This window comes from Streptomyces sp. SKN60 (assembly GCF_026236535.1).
Lineage (GTDB): Bacteria > Actinomycetota > Actinomycetes > Streptomycetales > Streptomycetaceae > Streptomyces.
In genome coordinates, this window is record NZ_JAHTMW010000014.1 from 168,479 (window position 1) to 186,906 (window position 18,428).

The following is an 18,428-nucleotide window of genomic DNA, read 5'->3' on the forward strand; positions in this document are numbered from 1 at the left end:
CCATGCGCGTGATGGCTCAAGTGGCGATGGTCATGAACCTCGACAAGTGCATCGGCTGTCACACCTGTTCGGTCACCTGCAAGCAGGCGTGGACCAACCGGCAGGGCACCGAGTACGTCTGGTTCAACAATGTCGAGACGCTCCCCGGGCAGGGCTACCCGCGCCGCTGGGAGGACCAGGAGCGGTGGAAGGGCGGCTGGGAGCGCACCCGCTCCGGGAAGCTGCGACTGCGGGCCGGCGGGCGGCTCAAGCGGCTCGGGCAGATCTTCGCCAACCCCGAGCTGCCGGAGCTCGACGACTACTACCAGCCGTGGACGTACGAGTACAGGAACCTCACCGAGGCGCCGGCGGGCGACGACCTGCCCGTCGCCCGCCCGGTCTCCCAGCTCACCGGGGCGCCGCTCGACAAGGTCGAGTGGGGACCCAACTGGGACGACAACCTGGGCGGGGCGCCCGAGCACGGGCCGAAGGACCCGCTGGTGGAGAAGGTGCGGGCGCAGGTCGGGGAGAAGATCCGGTTCGAGTTCGAGCAGAGCTTCCTCTTCTATCTGCCGCGGATCTGCGAGCACTGCCTCAACCCGGCGTGCGTCTCGTCCTGCCCGTCCGGCGCGATGTACAAGCGGGAGGAGGACGGGATCGTCCTGGTGAACCAGGACCAGTGCCGGGGCTGGCGGATGTGCGTGACCGGCTGCCCGTACAAGAAGGTCTACTTCAACCACGCCACCGGCAAGGCCGAGAAGTGCACCTTCTGTTTCCCGCGCATCGAGGTCGGCATGCCGACCATCTGCTCCGAGACCTGCGTCGGCCGGATGCGCTACCTCGGCGTGATGCTCTACGACGCCGACAAGGTCGCCGAGGCGGCGGCCGTGGAGGACGAACACGACCTCTACCCGGCCCAGTTGGAGTGCTTCCTCGATCCGGCCGACCCGGCGGTCGCGGCCGCCGCGCGGGCGTCCGGGATCAGCGAGGAGTGGCTGGACGCGGCCCGCCGCTCCCCCGTGTACGACCTGATCGCGACCTACCAGGTCGCCCTGCCGCTGCACCCGGAGTACCGCACGATGCCGATGGTCTGGTACGTGCCACCGCTCTCCCCGGTCGTCGACGCGGTCGCCGCGACCGGCAGCGACGGCGAGGACGCGGGCAACCTCTTCGGCGCGATCGACGCCCTGCGCATCCCCGTCGAGTACCTCGCCGAACTCCTCACCGCCGGGGACACCTACCCGGTGGAGGCGGTGCTGCGCCGGATGGCCGCCATGCGCTCCTACATGCGGGCGGTCAACCTCGGCGAGGCGAAGGACGACACGATCGCCAAGGCGGTCGGGCTCACCGGCGAGGAGATGGAGGACATGTTCCGGCTGCTCGCCGTCGCCAAGTACGAGGACCGGTACGTGATCCCGACGGCAGCCCACGCCGACGCGGACGCGCTCGCGGACGCCCACCCGCTGGACGCCGGCTGCCCGGTCGCCGAACAAGGGGGCGGTGGCAGCCGGGTCCTGCTCAACCTCAGCCGTACGAGGAGGAACCCGTGAACCCCGACGCCGTGGTCCGGCTGGTGGCGGCGCGCTGCCTGGCCTATCCGGACGAGCGCCTGTACGCCGAACTCCCGCTGCTCCGGGGAGCTTTGGAAGGGGTACGGGGCGGGGGCGGGCTCGCCGCCTTCCTCGACCATGCGGAGCGCACCGCCCCGCTGGAGCTGGCCGCGCACTACACCGACACCTTCGACACCCACAACCGGCGCTGTCTGTACCTCACCTGGTGGACGGACGGCGACACCCGGCGGCGCGGCCTCTCCCTCGTACGGATCAAGGGCGTCTACCGCGACCACGGCCTGGAGTTCGACAGCGACGAGCTGCCCGACTTCCTGCCCGCCGCCCTGGAGTTCGCCGCCCGGCACGAGGAGCCCGGCACGGCGCTGCTCCAGGAGCACCGGGCGGGGCTCGAGCTGCTGCGGCTGGCGCTGGCCGGCGTGGACACCCCGTACACCGGCGTGCTCGAAGCGGTCTGCGGAACGCTCCCGGGCCCCTCCCCGCAGACCAAGGAGGAGGCGAAGGCGCTGGCCCGGTCGGGGCCGCCGCGTGAGCTCGTCGGACTCGAACCCTTCGGGCCGGGCGTCGACCTGCCCTGGCCCACCGTGAGCCGTGCGGAAAGGACCCCGGCCTGATGGATCTGCTGCTCTGGGGCGTGCTGCCCTACGTCTCCGTCGTCCTGCTCGTGGCGGGCACGGTCTGGCGCGGCCGGCACGACCGCTTCGGGATCACCACCCACTCCTCGCAGCTGCACGAGTCGCGGCTGCTGCGGATCGGCTCGCCGCTGTTCCACTTCGGCATGGCCTTCGTGGTGCTCGGGCACGTGGTCGGGCTGCTCGTGCCCATGTCGTGGACGGACGCGGTCGGGCTGAGCGACCACGCGTACCACCTGATGGCGGTGTCCACGGGCGCCGTCGCCGGGGTGGCCGCCGTCGTCGGCATCGGGATCCTGGTGTACCGGCGGCTGCGGGTGCCGGCGGTGCGGCGGGCGAGTCTGCGCAGCGACCGGGTGATGTACGCGGTGCTGCTCGGCGCGATGGCGCTCGGGCTGCTCGCCACCGTCCTCAACTCGACGGGGCAGACGGACGGCTACAACTACCGGGAGGGCGTCTCGGTGTGGTTCCGGTCGCTGTTCGCGCTCAGTCCGGACTGGGCGCTGATGGCGGGCGCGCCGCTGGTGTTCAAGCTGCACGTGCTCTTCGGCTTCACGCTGTTCGCGCTGATCCCCTACTCCCGGCTCGTACACATGTTCGCCGCGCCGGTGCGGTATTTCTTCCGGCCCTTCGTGGTCTACCGGCGCCGCCGCCCCGGCCGGCTCGCCACCCGCGAGCCGAAGCGCGGCTGGGAGCGGGTGTCGTAGGAGCGGGGGTGCCGTAACCGGCCTCGCGGATGCAGGGGTGCCGGGCCACCCGCTTGGCCCACCGCCCGCGCGGGCCCCTCCCGGGCGGCCCACGATGGGATCATGCCGATCTCCGCCGCCCAGCGCACCGCCCGGCGCGCCGCCCTGCTGACCGCGACCGCCCTGCTCACCGCGACCACCGGGTGCTCCGACGACGGAGGGCAGGCGGCCCCCGAGACCAGCGGCCCCACCGGGCTCGACGCACTCGCGGCACAGAAGCTCGAATGGTCGGAGTGCCTGCCGCCGTCCCCGGCCGAGGGCGGCGGCCCGGCCCCCACGCCGCTGCCCGGCGGCACACCGTGGGAGTGCGCCTTCATGACGGCGCCGCTGGACTACGCGAAGCCCGACGGCGAGACCGTCGACCTGGCCCTGATCCGCGCCAGGGCCGCCGCCCCGGACCGGCGGATCGGCTCCCTCGTCTTCAACTTCGGCGGCCCCGGCGGCTCCGGCGTCACCGGCCTGCCCGGCTTCGCCGCCGACTTCGAGACCCTGCGCTCCCGCTACGACCTGGTCTCCTTCGACCCGCGCGGGGTCGGCCGCAGCGCGCCCGTCGAGTGCGCCACGGACAAGGAACTCGACGCCTATTACGCGCTCGACTTCACCCCCGACGACGCCGCCGAGGAGAAGACCCTCTCCGAGGCGCAGAAGGCCTACGCGAGCGGCTGCGAGAAGGACGCCGGCAACCGGCTCCCCTACGTCGGCACCGAGAACGCGGCCCGTGACATGGATCTGATGCGCCGGGTCCTCGGCGACGAGAAACTGCACTACTTCGGCATCTCCTACGGCACCGAACTCGGCGGCGTCTACGCCCACTTGTTTCCCGCGAACGTCGGCCGGGCGGTCTTCGACGCGGTCGTCGACCCCACGGCCGGCGTGGAGGCCGGCGCCCTCGGGCAGACGAAGGGCTTCCAGCTCGCCCTGGACAACTTCGCGCAGGACTGCGTGGACCGCGGCGACGACTGCCGGCTGCCGGGCAGCAGCGTCGCCGAGATCGAGGAGTTCATCACCGGGCTCCTCGCGGAGCTCGACGCCAAGCCCATCGCGGGCATCGGCGACCGCAAGCTCACCCAGACCCAGGCCACCAACGGCATCGCGCAGGCCCTGTACTCCAAGGAGTTCTGGCCCTATCTCGAACAGGGCCTCGACGAGGCCGACGGCGGCAACGGCGCCCTGCTGCTCGCCCTGTCCGACTCCATGAACGGGCGGAACCAGAGCGGCAGTTACAGCAACATCCAGGCCGCCAACGCCGCCATCAACTGCGTGGACTTCAAGGAGCGGTTCACCCTCGGCCAGGCCAAGGAACGCCTCCCCGAGTTCCAGAAGGCCTCCGCCGTCTTCGGCGACTTCATGGGCTGGGCGCTGTCCAGCTGCGGCCAGTGGCCGGTGCCCGGCACCTGGGAGCACCCGAACGTCTCCGCGCCGGGCTCCGCGCCGATCCTGGTCATCGGCAACACCGGCGACCCCGCCACCCCGTACGAGGGCGCCCGCGCCATGGTGAACGCGCTCGGCAAGGGCGTCGGCGCGGAGCTCACCTACAAGGGCCAGGGCCACGGGGCCTACAGCAGCGGCGACAAGTGCGTGAAGTCCGCGACCGACGCGTATCTGCTGAACGGCAAGGTGCCGGCCTCCGGGACCGTCTGCCCGTGACCGTCCGCCCGTAGCCGCCCCCCTAGGATGGCGGTCCGGCTCGGATCAGGGGGTGGCGCTCGGTGCGCTCGTCGTTCATACGTACGGGGGCCGTCGTCGCCCTCTCCGCAGTGCTCGCCACGGGATGTACGGCCACGGGCGGGACCGGCCCCGCCGGCACCCCGAGCTCCGCCCCGGCGGCCGGCGACGCCAAGCCCTCCGCGTCCAGCACCAACCCCGGCGGGCCCGCGCTGCCCGCCGCGCTCACCGGCCAGCGCCCCGACTGGCGCCGCTGCACCGCCCCCGAGGGCGGCGAGGCCCCCGGCTCCGCCTGGCGCTGCGCCACGGTGAAGGTGCCCCTCGACTACGCGAAGCCGGACGGGCCGACGATCCCGATCGCGCTGATCCGCAAGGAGGCCGGCGCCAAGGACGCCCGGATCGGCTCGCTGCTCTTCAACTTCGGCGGGCCCGGCGGCTCGGGCGTCGACATCCTGCCGCGCGGCGCCGCCGAGTACACGGCCCTCGGCAGCCGCTACGACCTGGTCTCCTTCGACCCGCGCGGCGTGCAGCGCAGCTCGGGCGTGGTGTGCCGGGACGACAAGGAGCAGGCGAAGGCCGAGCGGACGGTCGACTACACGCCCGAGACGGCGGCCGAGGAGAAGGCCTTCCGCGCCGACGCCGTCGCCTTCGGCCAGGGCTGCGCGCGCCGCTCCGGCCTCGTCCTGCCGTACACCACGACCAGCAACACGGCCCGCGACATGGACCTGATCCGCCAGGTCCTCGGCGACCCGAAGCTGAACTACTTCGGCATCTCGTACGGAACCCAGCTCGGCGCCGCCTACGCCCATCTGTTCCCCAGGAACGTGGGCCGGATGGTGCTCGACGCGGTGGTCGACCCGACCGCCGACTCCGTCGGCCACGCCCGCAACCAGACCATCGGCTTCCAGCGGGCCCTCGACAACTATCTGACCTCCACCGGCCAGGACCCGAAGGACGGCACCCGGCGGATCGTCCGGCTCCTGGAGAAGCTCGACAAGAAGCCCCTCGCGGTCGGCGACCGCGAGCTCAACGACTCCCTCGCCCTCACCGGCGTGGTCATGCCGCTGTACGCCCAGCAGAACTGGCCGCTGCTGACCTCGGCGCTCACCAAGGCGGAGAACGGCTCCGGCGCCGAACTCCTCTCCCTCGCCGACTGGTACAACGACCGGGACGCCGCCGGCCACTACTCGACGCAGTCCCACGCGCAGCGGGCGATCTCCTGCGCCGACTCCTCCGAGCGGCCCACCCTCGACGAGGCGCGGACGCTGATCCCCGAGTTCCGCCGCCTCTCCCCCGTCTTCGGCCCCTTCCTCGCCTGGGACACGGCCGGCTGGTGCGCCGACTGGCCGGTCGAGGGCGAGGCCACGACCACCGCGGCGAGCGCCCCGGGCGCCGCCCCGATCCTGGTCGTCGGCACGACGGGCGACCCGGCCACCCCGTACGAGGGCGCGGAGCGGATGGCGAAGGCGCTGGGCCCGGGCGTGGGCGTGCTCGTCACCAACAAGGGCGAGGGCCACGGCGCGTACGGCTCGGCGGCCTGCGCGACGAAGACGATCGACGCGTATCTGCTGCGGGCCGAGGTCCCCGCGTACGGCAAGACCTGTCAGTAGCGGACACGCACCCGCACGAGGGCCCCCGGACCTGAGCCAAGTCCGGGGGCCCTCACGCATGCCTACGCCTACGGCTGTGCCTGCGCCTAGTAGATCGGCTTCTCCGGCTCGATCTGGTTGACCCAGCCGATGACGCCGCCGCCGACGTGCACCGCGTCCGCGAAGCCCGCGGACTTGAGCACGGCGAGGACTTCCGCACTGCGGACACCCGTCTTGCAATGCAGGACGATCTTCTTGTCCTGCGGCAGGTCCTGGAGGGCGTTGCCCATCAGGAACTCGTTCTTCGGGATCAGCCGGGCGCCCGGGATCGAGACGATCTCGTACTCGTTCGGCTCGCGGACGTCGATGATGTCGATGTTCTCGCCGTCGTCGATCCACTCCTTGAGCTGCTTCGGAGTGATCGTGGAGCCGAGCGCCGCCTCCTGGGCCTCCTCGGACACGACGCCGCAGAAGGCCTCGTAGTCGATGAGCTCGGTGACGGTCGGGTTCTCGCCGCAGACCGCGCAGTTGGGGTCCTTGCGGACCTTGACCTGGCGGTACTGCATCTCCAGGGCGTCGTAGATCATCAGCCGGCCGACCAGCGGCTCGCCGATGCCCGCGAGGAGCTTGATGGCCTCGTTGACCTGGATGGAGCCGATGGACGCGCACAGCACGCCCAGGACGCCGCCCTCGGCGCAGGACGGGACCATGCCCGGCGGCGGGGGCTCCGGGTAGAGGCAGCGGTAGCAGGGGCCGTGCTCGGACCAGAAGACCGAGGCCTGGCCGTCGAAGCGGTAGATCGAGCCCCACACGTACGGCTTGTTGAGCAGCACGCACGCGTCGTTGACCAGGTAGCGGGTCGCGAAGTTGTCCGTGCCGTCGACGATCAGGTCGTACTGGCTGAAGATCTCCATCACGTTCTCGGCCTCAAGCCGCTCTTCGTGAAGGACCACGTTCACGTACGGGTTGATGCCGAGCACGCTGTCGCGCGCCGACTCCGCCTTGGAGCGGCCGATGTCGGCCTGGCTGTGGATGATCTGGCGCTGCAGGTTCGACTCGTCGACCTCGTCGAACTCCACGATGCCGAGGGTGCCGACACCGGCCGCGGCCAGGTACATCAGCGCCGGGGAGCCGAGACCGCCGGCGCCCACGGCGAGCACCTTGGCGTTCTTCAGCCGCTTCTGTCCGTCCATCCCGACATCCGGGATGATCAGGTGACGGGAGTACCTGCGGACCTCGTCTACGGTGAGCTCGGCAGCCGGCTCGACCAGGGGTGGCAGCGACACGGAGACCTCATCAATACAGCTGTTCGGGATGTCAGTACGACGCTTGTTCTCCGCACAACACTGCCACGCCCCTTCTCATTCCGAGACACCCCGTCCGATACGCGAGACAATTTCGTCCCAGTAGCCGGGCAGCGAGTGGAATGCACCGGTTTGTCCCGGCCCACCCGGGCGGTCGGTCATGAAGACCGTCCCGGCCCCCTGCCAGCGGGCGATCCGCAGCGCTTCGTCCAGATGTGTCCTGGGCACTCCGTGGACGAGATGGACGAACTTCCCCGCCGGATGGTCGGCAGTCCACTCCGCCACCTGCGACCAGCGGTAGTCGGTCCAGGCGCCGGAGAAGGTGACCAGCTGGTCGGCGACCTCGGCGTAGCCCGGGTACGGATGGGTGCCGTGCCCCAGGACGAGGTGCGCCTCCCCGTCCCGCAGCGCCTCCAGGGTCGCCGAGAGCCGCCGCACGCCGGTCAGGTCGGCCCGGTCGGCGGGCGCCCGGTCCAGATAGAAGCCGTCCGCCTTGTACCAGTCGAGGAACCGCTGCGCGTCGGCGACCAGCTCGTCGTAGGGACGTGACCCCTCACACAGGTCGAGGTGTCCGAGCACCCGGACCCCGGCGTTGCGCAGCTTGCCGGCCGCTTCCAGGCAGTGCGGGTCGGGCCGTGCGCCCGGCCCGTCGGCGACGTTGAGCACGGCCCAGTGCACGGGGGCGCCGGGGCGGGTGAGCTCGGCCCACTCGACGGGGGCGAGGAGGGGGTGGGCGTAGCCGGGGACGCCCACTCCCATCCCGGTGACCGCGCCCGTCTCCGTCCCGGTGCCGGTGGCGGTCAGATGCGACATGCCGCCTCCATCCAGATGTCGGCGAGCGACTCCTCCAGATTGATCCGGGGGCGCCAGCCGAGCCGGTCCCGTGCGGTGCGCACGTCGGCCTGCTGCCAGGGGCCGCAGCCGTCGGGGTACGGGTAGGGGGCGGCGGCCAGCTGCTCGGCGATGGTCGCCTCGGTGCGCGGGGCGCCGATCACCGGGCGCTGCGGCGGGCCGTCGACCTCGTGCAGCTGGCCCGCGTAGCCGGCGACCCGGGCGAGCACGGCGGCGGCGTCGCGGAGCTTGACCGCGCGGCCGGTGCCGATGTTGACCACGCCCTGGGCGGCGGACAGGGAGGCGGCGTGCACGGCCCGGGCGACGTCCCGGACGTCCACGAAGTCGCGCTGGACGCCGAGTCCGCTGAGCTTCAGCTCGCCGTCCCCGGCCTGGATGGCCCGGCGCATCGCCTCGGCGAGCCGCCCGAGCGGGGAGCCGGCCGGGGTGCCGGGGCCGACCGGCGAGAAGACCCGCAGCACGACCGCGTCGAGGCCGGAGCCGAGGACGAGTTCGGTGGCGGCCAGCTTGGACACGCCGTACGGTCCGCCGGGCCGTGGCACCGCGTCCTCGGCGGTCGACGAGCCGGGCTGGCTGGGCCCGTACTCGGAGGCGCAGCCGACCTGGACGAGCCGGGCGCCGCAGCCGCTGCGCCGCAGGGCCTCGCAGACGGTGGCGACGGCGACGGTGTTGTGCCGGGTCAGGTCGCGGGCGCCGCCGCGGGTGGCGCCCGCGCAGTTGACGACGACTCCGGGATGGACGGCGTCGAGGAACCGGGTGAGCGCGCCGGGGCTGCCGGTCGCGAGGTCGAACCGTACGTCGGCGTCGTCGCCGCGCCCGAGGGCGGTGAGGTGCACCGCCGGGTCGGCGAGCAGCCGGTCGGCGACGAACCGTCCGATGAATCCGTTGGCTCCGAGCAGCAGCACCCTCATCGTGCGGCCCCTACGTGCCGACCGGCCGTGGTGCGGGATCCGGGTGTCATGTGTCCTTCTTCTCCTTGGGAGGTCTCACGTGGGTGACGCGCCCGCGGCGTCGGCTCCGCGGGTGCGCGATCGGGTGTGGGGGTGGGGTGGGGGCGGCAGGCCTGCGCCTACGCGTGGGCAGAGGCGCGGGAGAGGGCCTCGGTGGCGTGGGTGAGCAGGGCGAGGGCGGCGCAGCCGCAGACCAGGGCGGGCAGGGCGGCGGGGCCGCCGAGCGTGACGAGCGCGCGGACCGGGGCGCCGAGCACGTCGAGGCCGGGGAGGCGGGCGGCGAGGACGCTCGCGAGGGCGAGGAGCTCGGCGGCGCAGGCGGCCCCGAGGGCGCGGGCGGCGGTCTCGGCGAAGCCGTGGACGGCGAGCAGCCGGGCGATCAGGAGGAGCGCGCCGAGCGCGAGGGCGCCGGGGTGGAAGCCGGTGAGGGCGAGCAGTCCGGCGAGCAGGGCGAGGTGGAGGGCGACGGTGCCGAGGAGCAGCGGGCGGGCGCCGGCCGCGAAGTCGGCGAGGCCGCGGCTGGCGGCGAGCCGGTGGCGGGCCCGTACGGCGAAGAGGTGGGCGCACCAGGCGGCGGGGGCGACGGACAGGGCGAGGGCGAGCAGGGGCGCGGTGTCGAGCGCCCAGTCGGCGGCGGCGACCGGGCCGTCGAGCGCGGTGACGACGACCGGCCCGGTGTCGGGTCCGCCGCGCAGCACCTGGTCGAGGAGTCCGTCGCCGGCCGCCGCGTGGGCGAGCAGGCCCAGGGTCCACAGGGGGGCGGCGGTCGGGGTGCCGGCGGTGACGCGGAGCGGGCCGCGGCGCACGGCGACGACGAGTCCGGCGAACAGTCCGACGACGCCGATCGCTCCCGCGGCGACCCGGAGCCCGCCGGTGCCGAGGGCCAGTCCGAGGGTGGCGAGGGCGGCGACGGCGCCGGGCGCGCAGACGGTGAGCGCCCAGCTCGCGGGGCCGGGCCGGTCCGCCCGGTCGGCCGGGGTACGGGACACGGTGGCCTCCCCGCGCGGGACGCGGGCGTACAGCTCCTCGGCGAGCGAGAACACGTCGCGGTGCCGGAAGCGGGCGGCGGTGCGGTCGGTGACGCCGTGCGCCTCCAGACCGGCGGCGATCTCCAGCGGGTCCACGGCCCGTTCGCACAGCTCGCGGTGGCGGTGCATCAGGGCCTTGACGGGGTCGGCGGGGCCGCGCCGGGGCCGCGCGGAGGCGCCCTGGACCGCGGTCGGCACCGCGGTCTGCTGAATCGCTTCGGCAGGGGCGGCGGGGGCGGGTTTCGGCTCGACGGCGGGGGCCGGGACGGGCGGTACGGCAGGGGCCGCCGCGAGGTCGAGGCCGCCGGGCGGCAGCAGCGCGGGCGGTGCCGTGAGCGCGGGCGCGCTGAGCAGCGCCTCGGAGCGGGAGTCCCAGGGGCCGGGGCTGGTGGGTGCGGCGGGGCCGCGCATGGATGTGCCTCCTTCATGCATCGGGATCTCCCGCACCGGCCGCCGCGGTGACCGGCTGGTCCGCCCAGCTGCCCGGCACATGGGACTCGGCCGGGTGGGCGAAGGGCACGCCGCTGGTGGTGCGGCGGCGGACCGGTGAGTGGGAGAGAAGTTCGAGGTAGATGCCGCGGAACGCCGCCAGGTTCTGTTCCACGGTGAACAGCTCCAGGGCGCGGGCGCGGGCGGCCGCGCCGAGTCGGTACCGGCGGTCCGGGTCGCGCAGCAGCGCGAGGCAGGCGTCGGCGAGCGCCTTGGGGTTGCGCGGGGGGACGACGAGCCCGGTGCCGCCGATGACCTCGACGACCGCGCCGACGTCCGTGGAGACGGTGGCCCGGGCGCAGAACATGGCCTCGACGAGGCCGACCGGGAAGCCCTCGACGACGCTGGAGAGCACGACGACGGCGCTGGCCGCGTAGGCCTCCTCCAGGCTGGGCGCCTCGGGTCCGCCGAGCTCCTCGAAGGAGACCGGGTTCTCGCCGATGGCGTGCGCGCCGGCCGCCTCGTCGGGGAACAACTGCTCGGCGAGGCCCCGGCAGTGCGCGAGGTACGCGGCGGCGCCGGGCTCGGTCACCGGCGCGGCGACGATCCGCAGCCGGGCGTCGGGCTGCTGACGGCGCACCTCGGCGAAGGCGTGCAGCAGGGCGACCAGGTCCTTGGCGGGCTCGACCCGGCCGATCCAGGAGAGGGTGGCCGGGTCGCCGCTCTCCTCGTCCTCGCCGACCTCGGCGAAGCGCTCGGCGTCCATGCCGGGGTGGACGGTGCGCAGCCGGGCCCGGTCGGCGCCGCACTTCTCCTGCCAGCGGCGGGCGTGCGCGTTGCCGGGGGTGAGCAGCGCGGCCTGCCGGTAGACCTCGCCGGCGAGCCGTCCGTGGAAGGCGGCGAGCAGGGCGCGTACGGGGGTGGTGAGGGGGGCGTCGGTGGCGGCGAGGTAGTGGGCGCGGAGCTGGACGCCGTACTCGGTGACGAGCAGCGGGGTGCCGAAGAAGCGTTTGGCCAGGAGGCCCGGGAGGGCGGCGGCACCGGCGGAGGCGGCGTGGCAGAGGTCGACGAGCCCGAGGCCGCCGGCCGTTCCGTCGAGGCCGGCCTCCTCGTCGTACCAGCCGAGCGAGAGGGGGCGCAGGGCGCGCTCCAGCTGTTCGGTGAAGGCGAGTTGGTCGGGGACGGTGGCGGCGGCGACGCCGCGGCGGGCGCCGGGGGCGCGGCAGGCGGCCTCCAGGACCCGGACGACGGACTCGGAGCGCAACGCGGCGGCGAGTCCGCCGCTCTCGCGGGCGAGTTCGGCGAGTCCGTAGAGCCCGGCGGCGAAGCGCTCGGGGCCGTCGGCGGGGCCGTGCCGGTCGGTGCCGTCGCCGGCCGGGTCGGCGGCGCAGACGCCCTCGGCGAGCTCCCGGAACGCGTCCTCGAAGCGGCGCCGGTCGCGCCGGCCGTAGCCGCGGCCGCGGGCCCGGCCGGGGCCGCGGGTGTCGTCCTCGGGGGTCCACAGCGGGGCGGTGCGCACGCCGCGCACGTTGGGCGGCAGCGGCAGCCGGCCGGCGGCCTCCTGGCGGGCGTCGCGGCTCAGCGCGTAGAGGTCGAACTCGTGCGGGGCGAGCCCGCGGACGAGCCGGTCGCACCAGAGCCCGGACTCACCGGCGGCATACGGGTAGCCACCCTCCGTGAGCAGTCCGATCCGCATGAGCACACCCCCGTTCTCCCGTGACGGTTCTCCCGTGACGGCGGTCACCGTTCGGTCCGGCGACCCGCAGCGTGAAGAACGTAAGCGGACATGACGGGGGTGTGATGGACGGTTGTCCGTCGCACCACCGGAAGGGGTGAATGCGCGTGACTTTCCCGTGCCGGTCGCGTTCCGTGGCGCTACCGGCCGGTTCCGTCACTCTCCGTCAGGCCCCGGGGGGTAATTCGACGGGGTGTCAACTCCCGGGGTGCACCCAGGGGTTGGGACGGCACCTGACGCCGTCGATGTCGAGCGACTTGGTCTGCTGCTGCATCACCGGGGCGAGCGCGCCGGGCGTGCGGCAGCTCACGTGGTTGTGGCCGAGCCGGTGCCCGACCTCGTGGTTGATGAGCATCTGGCGGTAGGCGTGCATCGCGGCCGGGCCGAAGGTCTCCGAACCCTGCGCCCACCGGAAGGCGTTGATCATCACGCGCTCGGTGGAGGCGGAGTCGCAGGACACGTTGTCGACCGTGGTGTCGAGACCGGACTTGCGGCACCAGTCGCCGGTGGTGCCGGGGCTGGCGAGGGTGATGACGAAGTCCGGGTCCCCGCTGGAGATCCGCTCGAAGGTCATCTCGCCCCGGCCGGCCCAGCTGCGCGGGTCGTTGAGGGTCTTCTGCACCGCCTGCGCGAACAGCGCGCCGTCGAGCCCGAGGCCCTGCTCCACGTCGATCCGGTAGCGGATCTTGCGACCCTTGCCGGGCGCCTTGTCGAAGCCGGGCACGGCGTCGAACCTCCCCGGGCCGTGCAGCTTCGGGTCGATCGGGAACTGCCGCGCCATCAGCTCCTCGTACGAGGGCGGCGGGGCGGGCGCCGTGGGCGTACGGGTCGGGCGGTCGTCCGAACGGGACGCCGGGTTCTCGGCGCCGGCCCGGTCGGTGGGCCGGTCCGCCGCCCGCGACTGCGCCGCGCCGCCGCTCTCCCGCTCGGCCACCTGCCCGGCCACGACCACGGCGAGCACGGTGGTGATCGCGGCGGCGGCGACCCCGGTGAAGGCCCGCCCGAGGCCGCCGGTCCGCCGCGCGTTGCCGCCACCGGCGTCGGGCCCGGCCTCCGTACCGCTCTCGTCCGTCTCCTCGACGACCGGCCGCGGCGGCGCCTCACGGCGCGGGCCGGGCACGAACGGCGCCGCGGGGCGCGCGGTCTCCTCGTGCACGGGGTGCCCGCCGCGTACGAAGGCGTCCTCGGCGCTCGGGTCGTACGGCCCCTGGAAGCGCGGCGTGCCGTGCATCGGCGTGTCGAACAGCGGCGCGGGCGTCCGCCTCGGCGCGCCGTACATGGGGACACCCTGCGGCGGGGTGCCCTGCCCGGGGCCGCCTTGCGGTCCGTACGGACGAGGCGGCTGCGGCGCACCCTGCGCCCGGGGCCCGCCGGGGTACTGCGGCTGACCGCCTGCCGGGTACCGCGGCACGCCCTGCGTACGGGGTCCGCCGGCCTGCGGCCGCGGGGCGCCCATGGGCTGCTGCGCATTCTGCGACCGGGCGCCGGCCGCGTACTGCGGCGCACCCTGCGTGCGAGGCCCGCCGGCCTGCGGCCGGCCGGGGGCGGGGTACTGCTGTGCGGCCTGCGGCCGCTGCGGCGTCGGGGGCCGGCCGGCCTGCCATCGGTCGCCGGCCTGCGGCTGCGGGCCCTCGCCGCGGCGGCGGCGGCCGGTTCCCGGGCCGGGCCTCGCGGGCTCCTGTCGTCCGGTGTCGGCCACCGGCGCCGGTGCGGGCGCGGGCCCCTTGCGACTATGTCGTCCCACGGTCCGGCTCAGCTCCCGCCCTCGGCCGCGGTCCGCGCGGCATCGGTGATCAGCTCCCGGACCGCCGCGGCGACGGTCTCCGGATACTCCATCATGGCCACGTGCCCCGCCTCCGGGAGCGTGAGCAGCCGCGAGCCGCGGAACGCGGCGGCCGCCTTGCGCGCCATCCGGTAGCCGACCAGCTGGTCGCGGCCGCCGTAGACGAGGAGGGTCGGCGCGAGCACCCGCTCGGCCTGCCGCCACAGCCCGTGCTGGCCGCCCAAGGTGTACGCGTCGACGATGCCGCGTGAGGACCGGGCCATCGCGTCCCAGAAGTACGGCAGCTCCAGGCGCCGTTCCATCTCCTCGACGGCGTGCCGGAAGCCCTCTTCGCTGACCCGCCCGGGGTCGCCGTAACAGAGGGAGAGCACCCCGCGGACCCGCTGCTCCGGCGTCCAGTCCCTGCTCAGCCGCGCGAACAGCGGCGCGATGCCGGGCAGGGCGAACAGCGCGGTCGGCCACGCGGTCTTCTGCACGCGCAGCTCCGGCAGCGCCGGGGAGACCAGGGTGAGGGTGCGCACCAGGTCGGGGCGCACGGCGGCGACCCGGGTGGCGACGGCGCCGCCCAGCGAGTTGCCGAAGAGGTGCACCGGGCCGCGGCCGGCCGCGTCGAGCAGCCGGATGACCGCCCGGGCGTGTCCCGTCACCGAGTAGTTGCCGTCGTCCGGCGGCGGCGAGTCGCCGAAGCCGGGCAGGTCGACCGCCTCGCCGTCCACGAGGTCGGCGAGCCGCGGCATCAGGTCCGACCAGTTCTGCGAGGAGCCGCCGAGCCCGTGCACGTACAGCGCGGGCGGCAGACCGGGGCGGGCGCCGGGCCGGGAGCGCACGGTCAGGGTGAGCCCGGGCAGCGCGACGGAGCGCAGTCTCTCGCCGTCGGCGACCCGCACGGCGCGCGGCGGGCTCGCGGGCGGTGCGGCGGTCCGGGTTTCCGGCAGCTCGGTCGAGGACATGGCAGCGATATTACGAGACGATCACGCCCGGGCGCGTGTGGGTGGCGTCACAGGATCGGGTGCGGCGCGCCGGGGGAGCTCCTAGGCTCGGAGTTGAGGGTCATCGGACAGGACCCGCGGACCCGCCACGCCGGAAGGAACCGCATGACTGTCGACCCGAACGAGCCGGACACATTCGCCGAGGAAGAGGACGTCGTGCTCGACGAGGAGATCCCGGAGGCCGACGCGGCCGAGCAGCACACCGAACTGCAGCAGCGCGAGGACGAACGGCCCCAGCACTTGCCGCACGACCAGGCGAACGACGCGGACGCGGTGGAGCAGACCCGGGTGGTCAGCGTCGACGAGGACGACTACCGCTGAAGCGCGCGGCACCTGGGCGGAGCCGGCACCACTTGGGCGGATCGTGCGCCCCGGGGCGGATCGCGCCCGTCCCGTATCGGCGCGTTATCCCCCATTACCGACGGGTAGCCACGAATGGACCGAACACCCTCAGCCGATTTGTTCGGTTACCTGACCATCTTGTTGCCCGTCGCCTCTCGCCCCGAACGTCCGGTCCGTGAAATTCTGCGTTCGCACCGCGCACAGCCGGGTTACCCAAAAGTACGATGGCGGCGCGACGCCAATGCGCGCATGGATCGAACTTTGGAGGCGGCGTGAGCGCCATCGAGCAGACAGAGGCAGCACGCCCCCGGGGCACGCGCCTGCCGCGCCGTGCCCGTCGGAACCAGCTGCTCGGCGCGGCCCAGGAGGTGTTCGTCGCCCAGGGTTACCACTCGGCCGCCATGGACGACATCGCCGAGCGGGCCGGCGTCAGCAAGCCGGTGCTCTACCAGCACTTCCCGGGCAAGCTGGAGCTCTACCTGGCGCTCCTGGACCAGCACTGCGAGGCGCTGCTCCAGTCGGTGCGCACGGCCCTGGGCTCCACCTCCGACAACAAGCTGCGGGTCGCGGCGACCATGGACGCCTACTTCGCGTACGTGGAGGACGAGGGCGGCGCCTTCCGGCTCGTCTTCGAGTCGGACCTGACCAACGAGCCCGCCGTGCGCGAGCGCGTCGACCGGGTCTCGCTGCAGTGCGCCGAGGCCATCTCCGAGGTCATCGCGGAGGACACCGGCCTGTCGAAGGACGAGTCGATGCTCCTCGCCGTGGGCCTCGGCGGCGTGTCCCAGGTGGTCGCGCGCTACTGGCTGTCCAGCGAGTCGCCGATCCCCCGCGACACGGCGGTCGGCCTGCTGACCTCGCTCGCCTGGCGCGGCATCGCCGGCTTCCCGCTGCACGGCACGGAGGGCCAGCTCGCCGCCGAGGGCCACTGAGCCGCACGTTTCTTCAGGAAGGCCCCGGGCGCCCCGCCCGGGGCCTTCCCCTTTCGCCCCTCCCCTTGTTCCCCCACGCTGTTCGCTCTTGGCGTGCCCCGTGCGCACCGTGTCCGTCCCCTCACCGGGCTAATGTGTGGCAGGTACGGCGCGGGATCCTCGCGCACAGCAGACCGTTCGGAGGGACATAGCCGTGGAGGTCAAGATCGGCGTGCAGTACGCACCCCGGGAGATCGTTCTGGAGAGCGGGCAGTCCGCCGAAGAGGTCGAGCGTGCGGTCGCCGACGCGCTGGCCGGCAAGACGCCGCTGCTCAGCCTGACGGACGAGAAGGGCCGCAAGGTCCTCGTCCCGTCCGACAAGATCGCGTACATCGAGATCGGCGAGCAGGCCGTGCGCCGAGTGGGCTTCGGCGCCCTCTGAGACGTACGACAGAAGCGAAGGGCCCGGCGGACGTGCTGTCCGCCGGGCCCTTCGTCGTACGTCTCGCCGTACGTCTCGTCGTACGTCCGACAGTTCGTCACCTTGTCCCCGTCTGCCCACGTCAGGGGGTACGGGGAGGATTGTCATCCGGAGTGACCGGGTAGGACGGGAGTGACCGAACTGCCCGCCCCGCCCCGCACGCGAGGTGATCCGCCGTGTTCCTGGAAGCCCTCGGTTCCGCCCTGCTCGGATTCGCCCTGGCCTGGGCCGCCGCGCACCGGCTCCCCGATCGCCTCCCCGGGCGGGCCGCCGTCCTGCTGACCGGCGCGCTCGGCGGCGTCTTCGGCGCCCTGGTGACCCACGGCGCCCTCGGGCCCGGCCACTTCCTGGCCACCCTGATCGGCGCCGTCGCCGTCACCGCCGTACTGCTGTCGCTGCTCGTCCGCCCGGCCTCGCGGCGGCGGCTGCGCCGCTCAGCCGCCGCGGGCTGAGCGCGCGCCCCCAGCGGCCTGCGCGCCGGCTTACGCGGCCAGGCCGAGCGCGGCCATCCGCTTGGTGTGCGCCTCGGTGATACGGGAGAACATGCGGCCGACCTCGGCGAGGTCGAAGCCCGCGGCCATCCCGTCCACGCCGCCGACCAGCATCGTCGACAGCGCGTCGCGCTCGGCGACCACGCGCTGGGCCTGCGACAGGGCCTCGCCCATCAGCCGGCGCGCCCACAGGGCGAGGCGGCCGCCCACCCGCGGGTCGGCGTCGATCGCGGCGCGGACCTTCTCCACGGCGAAGTTGCCGTGGCCGGTGTCGTCGAGCACGGAGAGCACGAGCGCGCGGGTGTCGATGTCGAGCCGGGCCGCGACCTCGCGGTAGAAGTCACTGGCGATCGAGTCGCCCACGTACGCCTTGACCAGGCCTTCGAGCCAGTCGGACGGCGCGGTCTGCCGGTGGAAGTCGTCGAGCGCCTTGGCGAAGGGCTCCATCGCCCCGGTCGGCTCGGCGTCCACGGCGGAGAGCCGGTCGCGCAGCTGCTCGAAGTGGTGGAACTCGGCGGAGGCCATCTTCGCCAGCTCCGCCTTGTCCGCGAGGGTCGGCGCCAGCTTGGCGTCCTCGGCGAGCCGCTCGAAGGCCGCGAGCTCGCCGTAGGCCAGCGCGCCGAGCAGGTCGATCACGGCGGCGCGGTACTGCGGCACGGCGGAGGCCGTGGCCCAGTCCTGGGCGGCGATACCGGTGGGTGTGGCGTTGTCAGGCGTCTCCATGAACCGCACAATAGCCCGCTCCCCGTGACGCCCGGGGCGCCGGTCGTCCCCTGTGACCGCGGCCTCCCCGGGAATTCTCCCAACACACATGCGCGATTCCGGGGTACAGTGGTAATGCGCCTGCTGAGTATGCGGACATGCTTTCGCACGTTCGGACGTACTTGGTGGGCCGACTGATGAATGAGGATGCCCGGTCGGTGGCCCGATCGGCTCCGGCCCGACAGCCCTTCC

General features: G+C 73.7%; 17 protein-coding genes. 9 read left to right on the forward strand and 8 right to left on the reverse strand.

What is annotated here, in order from left to right; translation table 11 throughout:
- Positions 1-2: 2 nt before the first annotated feature.
- From narH to KV205_RS24000, 5 genes are all read left to right on the forward strand, one after another.
- The gene (gene narH / locus KV205_RS23980; RefSeq protein ID WP_265866623.1) at positions 3-1,529 is read left to right on the forward strand and encodes a nitrate reductase subunit beta; all 1,527 of its coding nucleotides are present in this window, start codon (positions 3-5) and stop codon (positions 1,527-1,529) included.
- Positions 1,526-2,161: a nitrate reductase molybdenum cofactor assembly chaperone gene (gene narJ, locus KV205_RS23985; RefSeq protein ID WP_265866624.1), complete on the forward strand. Its 636-nt coding sequence runs from the start codon at positions 1,526-1,528 to the stop codon at positions 2,159-2,161. Before narH ends, narJ begins: the two co-directional genes overlap by 4 nt.
- Complete coding sequence (gene narI / locus KV205_RS23990; protein ID WP_265866625.1) at positions 2,161-2,886, forward strand: respiratory nitrate reductase subunit gamma; 726 nt, start codon at positions 2,161-2,163, stop codon at positions 2,884-2,886. Before narJ ends, narI begins: the two co-directional genes overlap by 1 nt.
- A gap of 102 nt (positions 2,887-2,988) precedes the next feature.
- Positions 2,989-4,572 (forward strand): alpha/beta hydrolase, encoded by a 1,584-nt coding sequence (locus tag KV205_RS23995; protein ID WP_265866626.1) that lies wholly within the window; start codon positions 2,989-2,991, stop codon positions 4,570-4,572.
- Positions 4,573-4,634: 62 nt separating this feature from the next.
- The gene (locus tag KV205_RS24000) at positions 4,635-6,200 is read left to right on the forward strand and encodes an alpha/beta hydrolase (RefSeq protein WP_265866627.1); all 1,566 of its coding nucleotides are present in this window, start codon (positions 4,635-4,637) and stop codon (positions 6,198-6,200) included.
- A gap of 86 nt (positions 6,201-6,286) precedes the next feature.
- Here KV205_RS24000 and moeZ read toward each other — a convergent pair whose 3' ends face one another.
- The 7 genes from moeZ to KV205_RS24035 form a co-directional block, all read right to left on the reverse strand.
- Positions 6,287-7,465 (reverse strand): adenylyltransferase/sulfurtransferase MoeZ, encoded by a 1,179-nt coding sequence (gene moeZ, locus KV205_RS24005; RefSeq protein WP_265866628.1) that lies wholly within the window; start codon positions 7,463-7,465, stop codon positions 6,287-6,289.
- 75 nt (positions 7,466-7,540) lie between these two features.
- Positions 7,541-8,296, reverse strand: a complete 756-nt coding sequence (locus KV205_RS24010; RefSeq protein WP_265866629.1) for a spherulation-specific family 4 protein — start codon at positions 8,294-8,296, stop codon at positions 7,541-7,543.
- On the reverse strand, positions 8,284-9,246 hold the full coding sequence (locus tag KV205_RS24015; protein WP_265866630.1) for an NAD(P)-dependent oxidoreductase: 963 nt from the start codon (positions 9,244-9,246) through the stop codon (positions 8,284-8,286). The genes KV205_RS24010 and KV205_RS24015 overlap by 13 nt, the downstream gene beginning before the upstream one ends.
- A gap of 158 nt (positions 9,247-9,404) precedes the next feature.
- Positions 9,405-10,724, reverse strand: coding sequence for a hypothetical protein (locus KV205_RS24020; protein ID WP_265866631.1), 1,320 nt, complete (start codon positions 10,722-10,724; stop codon positions 9,405-9,407).
- A gap of 13 nt (positions 10,725-10,737) precedes the next feature.
- Positions 10,738-12,438, reverse strand: coding sequence for a DUF3492 domain-containing protein (locus KV205_RS24025; protein ID WP_265866632.1), 1,701 nt, complete (start codon positions 12,436-12,438; stop codon positions 10,738-10,740).
- A gap of 235 nt (positions 12,439-12,673) precedes the next feature.
- On the reverse strand, positions 12,674-13,756 hold the full coding sequence (locus tag KV205_RS24030; RefSeq protein WP_374214719.1) for a DUF3152 domain-containing protein: 1,083 nt from the start codon (positions 13,754-13,756) through the stop codon (positions 12,674-12,676).
- A gap of 473 nt (positions 13,757-14,229) precedes the next feature.
- The gene (locus KV205_RS24035; protein WP_265866634.1) at positions 14,230-15,210 is read right to left on the reverse strand and encodes an alpha/beta fold hydrolase; all 981 of its coding nucleotides are present in this window, start codon (positions 15,208-15,210) and stop codon (positions 14,230-14,232) included.
- A gap of 144 nt (positions 15,211-15,354) precedes the next feature.
- Here KV205_RS24035 and KV205_RS24040 point away from each other — a divergent pair, with 144 nt between their 5' ends.
- The 4 genes from KV205_RS24040 to KV205_RS24055 all read left to right on the forward strand — a co-directional run bounded on the left by KV205_RS24040 (position 15,355) and on the right by KV205_RS24055 (position 17,435).
- Positions 15,355-15,570, forward strand: a complete 216-nt coding sequence (locus tag KV205_RS24040) for a hypothetical protein (protein ID WP_265866635.1) — start codon at positions 15,355-15,357, stop codon at positions 15,568-15,570.
- 293 nt (positions 15,571-15,863) lie between these two features.
- Positions 15,864-16,523 (forward strand): TetR/AcrR family transcriptional regulator, encoded by a 660-nt coding sequence (locus tag KV205_RS24045; RefSeq protein ID WP_265866636.1) that lies wholly within the window; start codon positions 15,864-15,866, stop codon positions 16,521-16,523.
- 193 nt (positions 16,524-16,716) lie between these two features.
- Positions 16,717-16,944, forward strand: coding sequence for a DUF3107 domain-containing protein (locus tag KV205_RS24050; protein ID WP_265866637.1), 228 nt, complete (start codon positions 16,717-16,719; stop codon positions 16,942-16,944).
- A 215-nt stretch (positions 16,945-17,159) separates the two neighbouring features.
- A complete protein-coding gene (locus KV205_RS24055) occupies positions 17,160-17,435 on the forward strand; it encodes a hypothetical protein (RefSeq protein WP_265866638.1) in 276 nt (91 codons plus the stop codon).
- 30 nt (positions 17,436-17,465) lie between these two features.
- On the opposite strand, the gene KV205_RS24060 is transcribed toward KV205_RS24055, so the two are convergent.
- Positions 17,466-18,197, reverse strand: coding sequence for a ferritin-like fold-containing protein (locus KV205_RS24060; protein WP_265866639.1), 732 nt, complete (start codon positions 18,195-18,197; stop codon positions 17,466-17,468).
- Positions 18,198-18,428 lie beyond the last annotated feature (231 nt).

Coding starts and splice junctions, on each gene's coding strand:
- KV205_RS24015 (WP_265866630.1), bottom strand. CDS start 9,246: ATGAGGGTGCTGCTGCTCGGAGCCAACGGATTCATCGGACGGTTCGTC.
- narI (WP_265866625.1), top strand. CDS start 2,161: ATGGATCTGCTGCTCTGGGGCGTGCTGCCCTACGTCTCCGTCGTCCTG.
- KV205_RS24030 (WP_374214719.1), bottom strand. CDS start 13,756: ATGTACGGCGCGCCGAGGCGGACGCCCGCGCCGCTGTTCGACACGCCG.
- KV205_RS23995 (WP_265866626.1), top strand. CDS start 2,989: ATGCCGATCTCCGCCGCCCAGCGCACCGCCCGGCGCGCCGCCCTGCTG.
- narH (WP_265866623.1), top strand. CDS start 3: ATGCGCGTGATGGCTCAAGTGGCGATGGTCATGAACCTCGACAAGTGC.
- KV205_RS24020 (WP_265866631.1), bottom strand. CDS start 10,724: ATGCGCGGCCCCGCCGCACCCACCAGCCCCGGCCCCTGGGACTCCCGC.
- KV205_RS24040 (WP_265866635.1), top strand. CDS start 15,355: ATGACTGTCGACCCGAACGAGCCGGACACATTCGCCGAGGAAGAGGAC.
- KV205_RS24010 (WP_265866629.1), bottom strand. CDS start 8,296: ATGTCGCATCTGACCGCCACCGGCACCGGGACGGAGACGGGCGCGGTC.
- KV205_RS24060 (WP_265866639.1), bottom strand. CDS start 18,197: ATGGAGACGCCTGACAACGCCACACCCACCGGTATCGCCGCCCAGGAC.
- KV205_RS24035 (WP_265866634.1), bottom strand. CDS start 15,210: ATGTCCTCGACCGAGCTGCCGGAAACCCGGACCGCCGCACCGCCCGCG.
- KV205_RS24025 (WP_265866632.1), bottom strand. CDS start 12,438: ATGCGGATCGGACTGCTCACGGAGGGTGGCTACCCGTATGCCGCCGGT.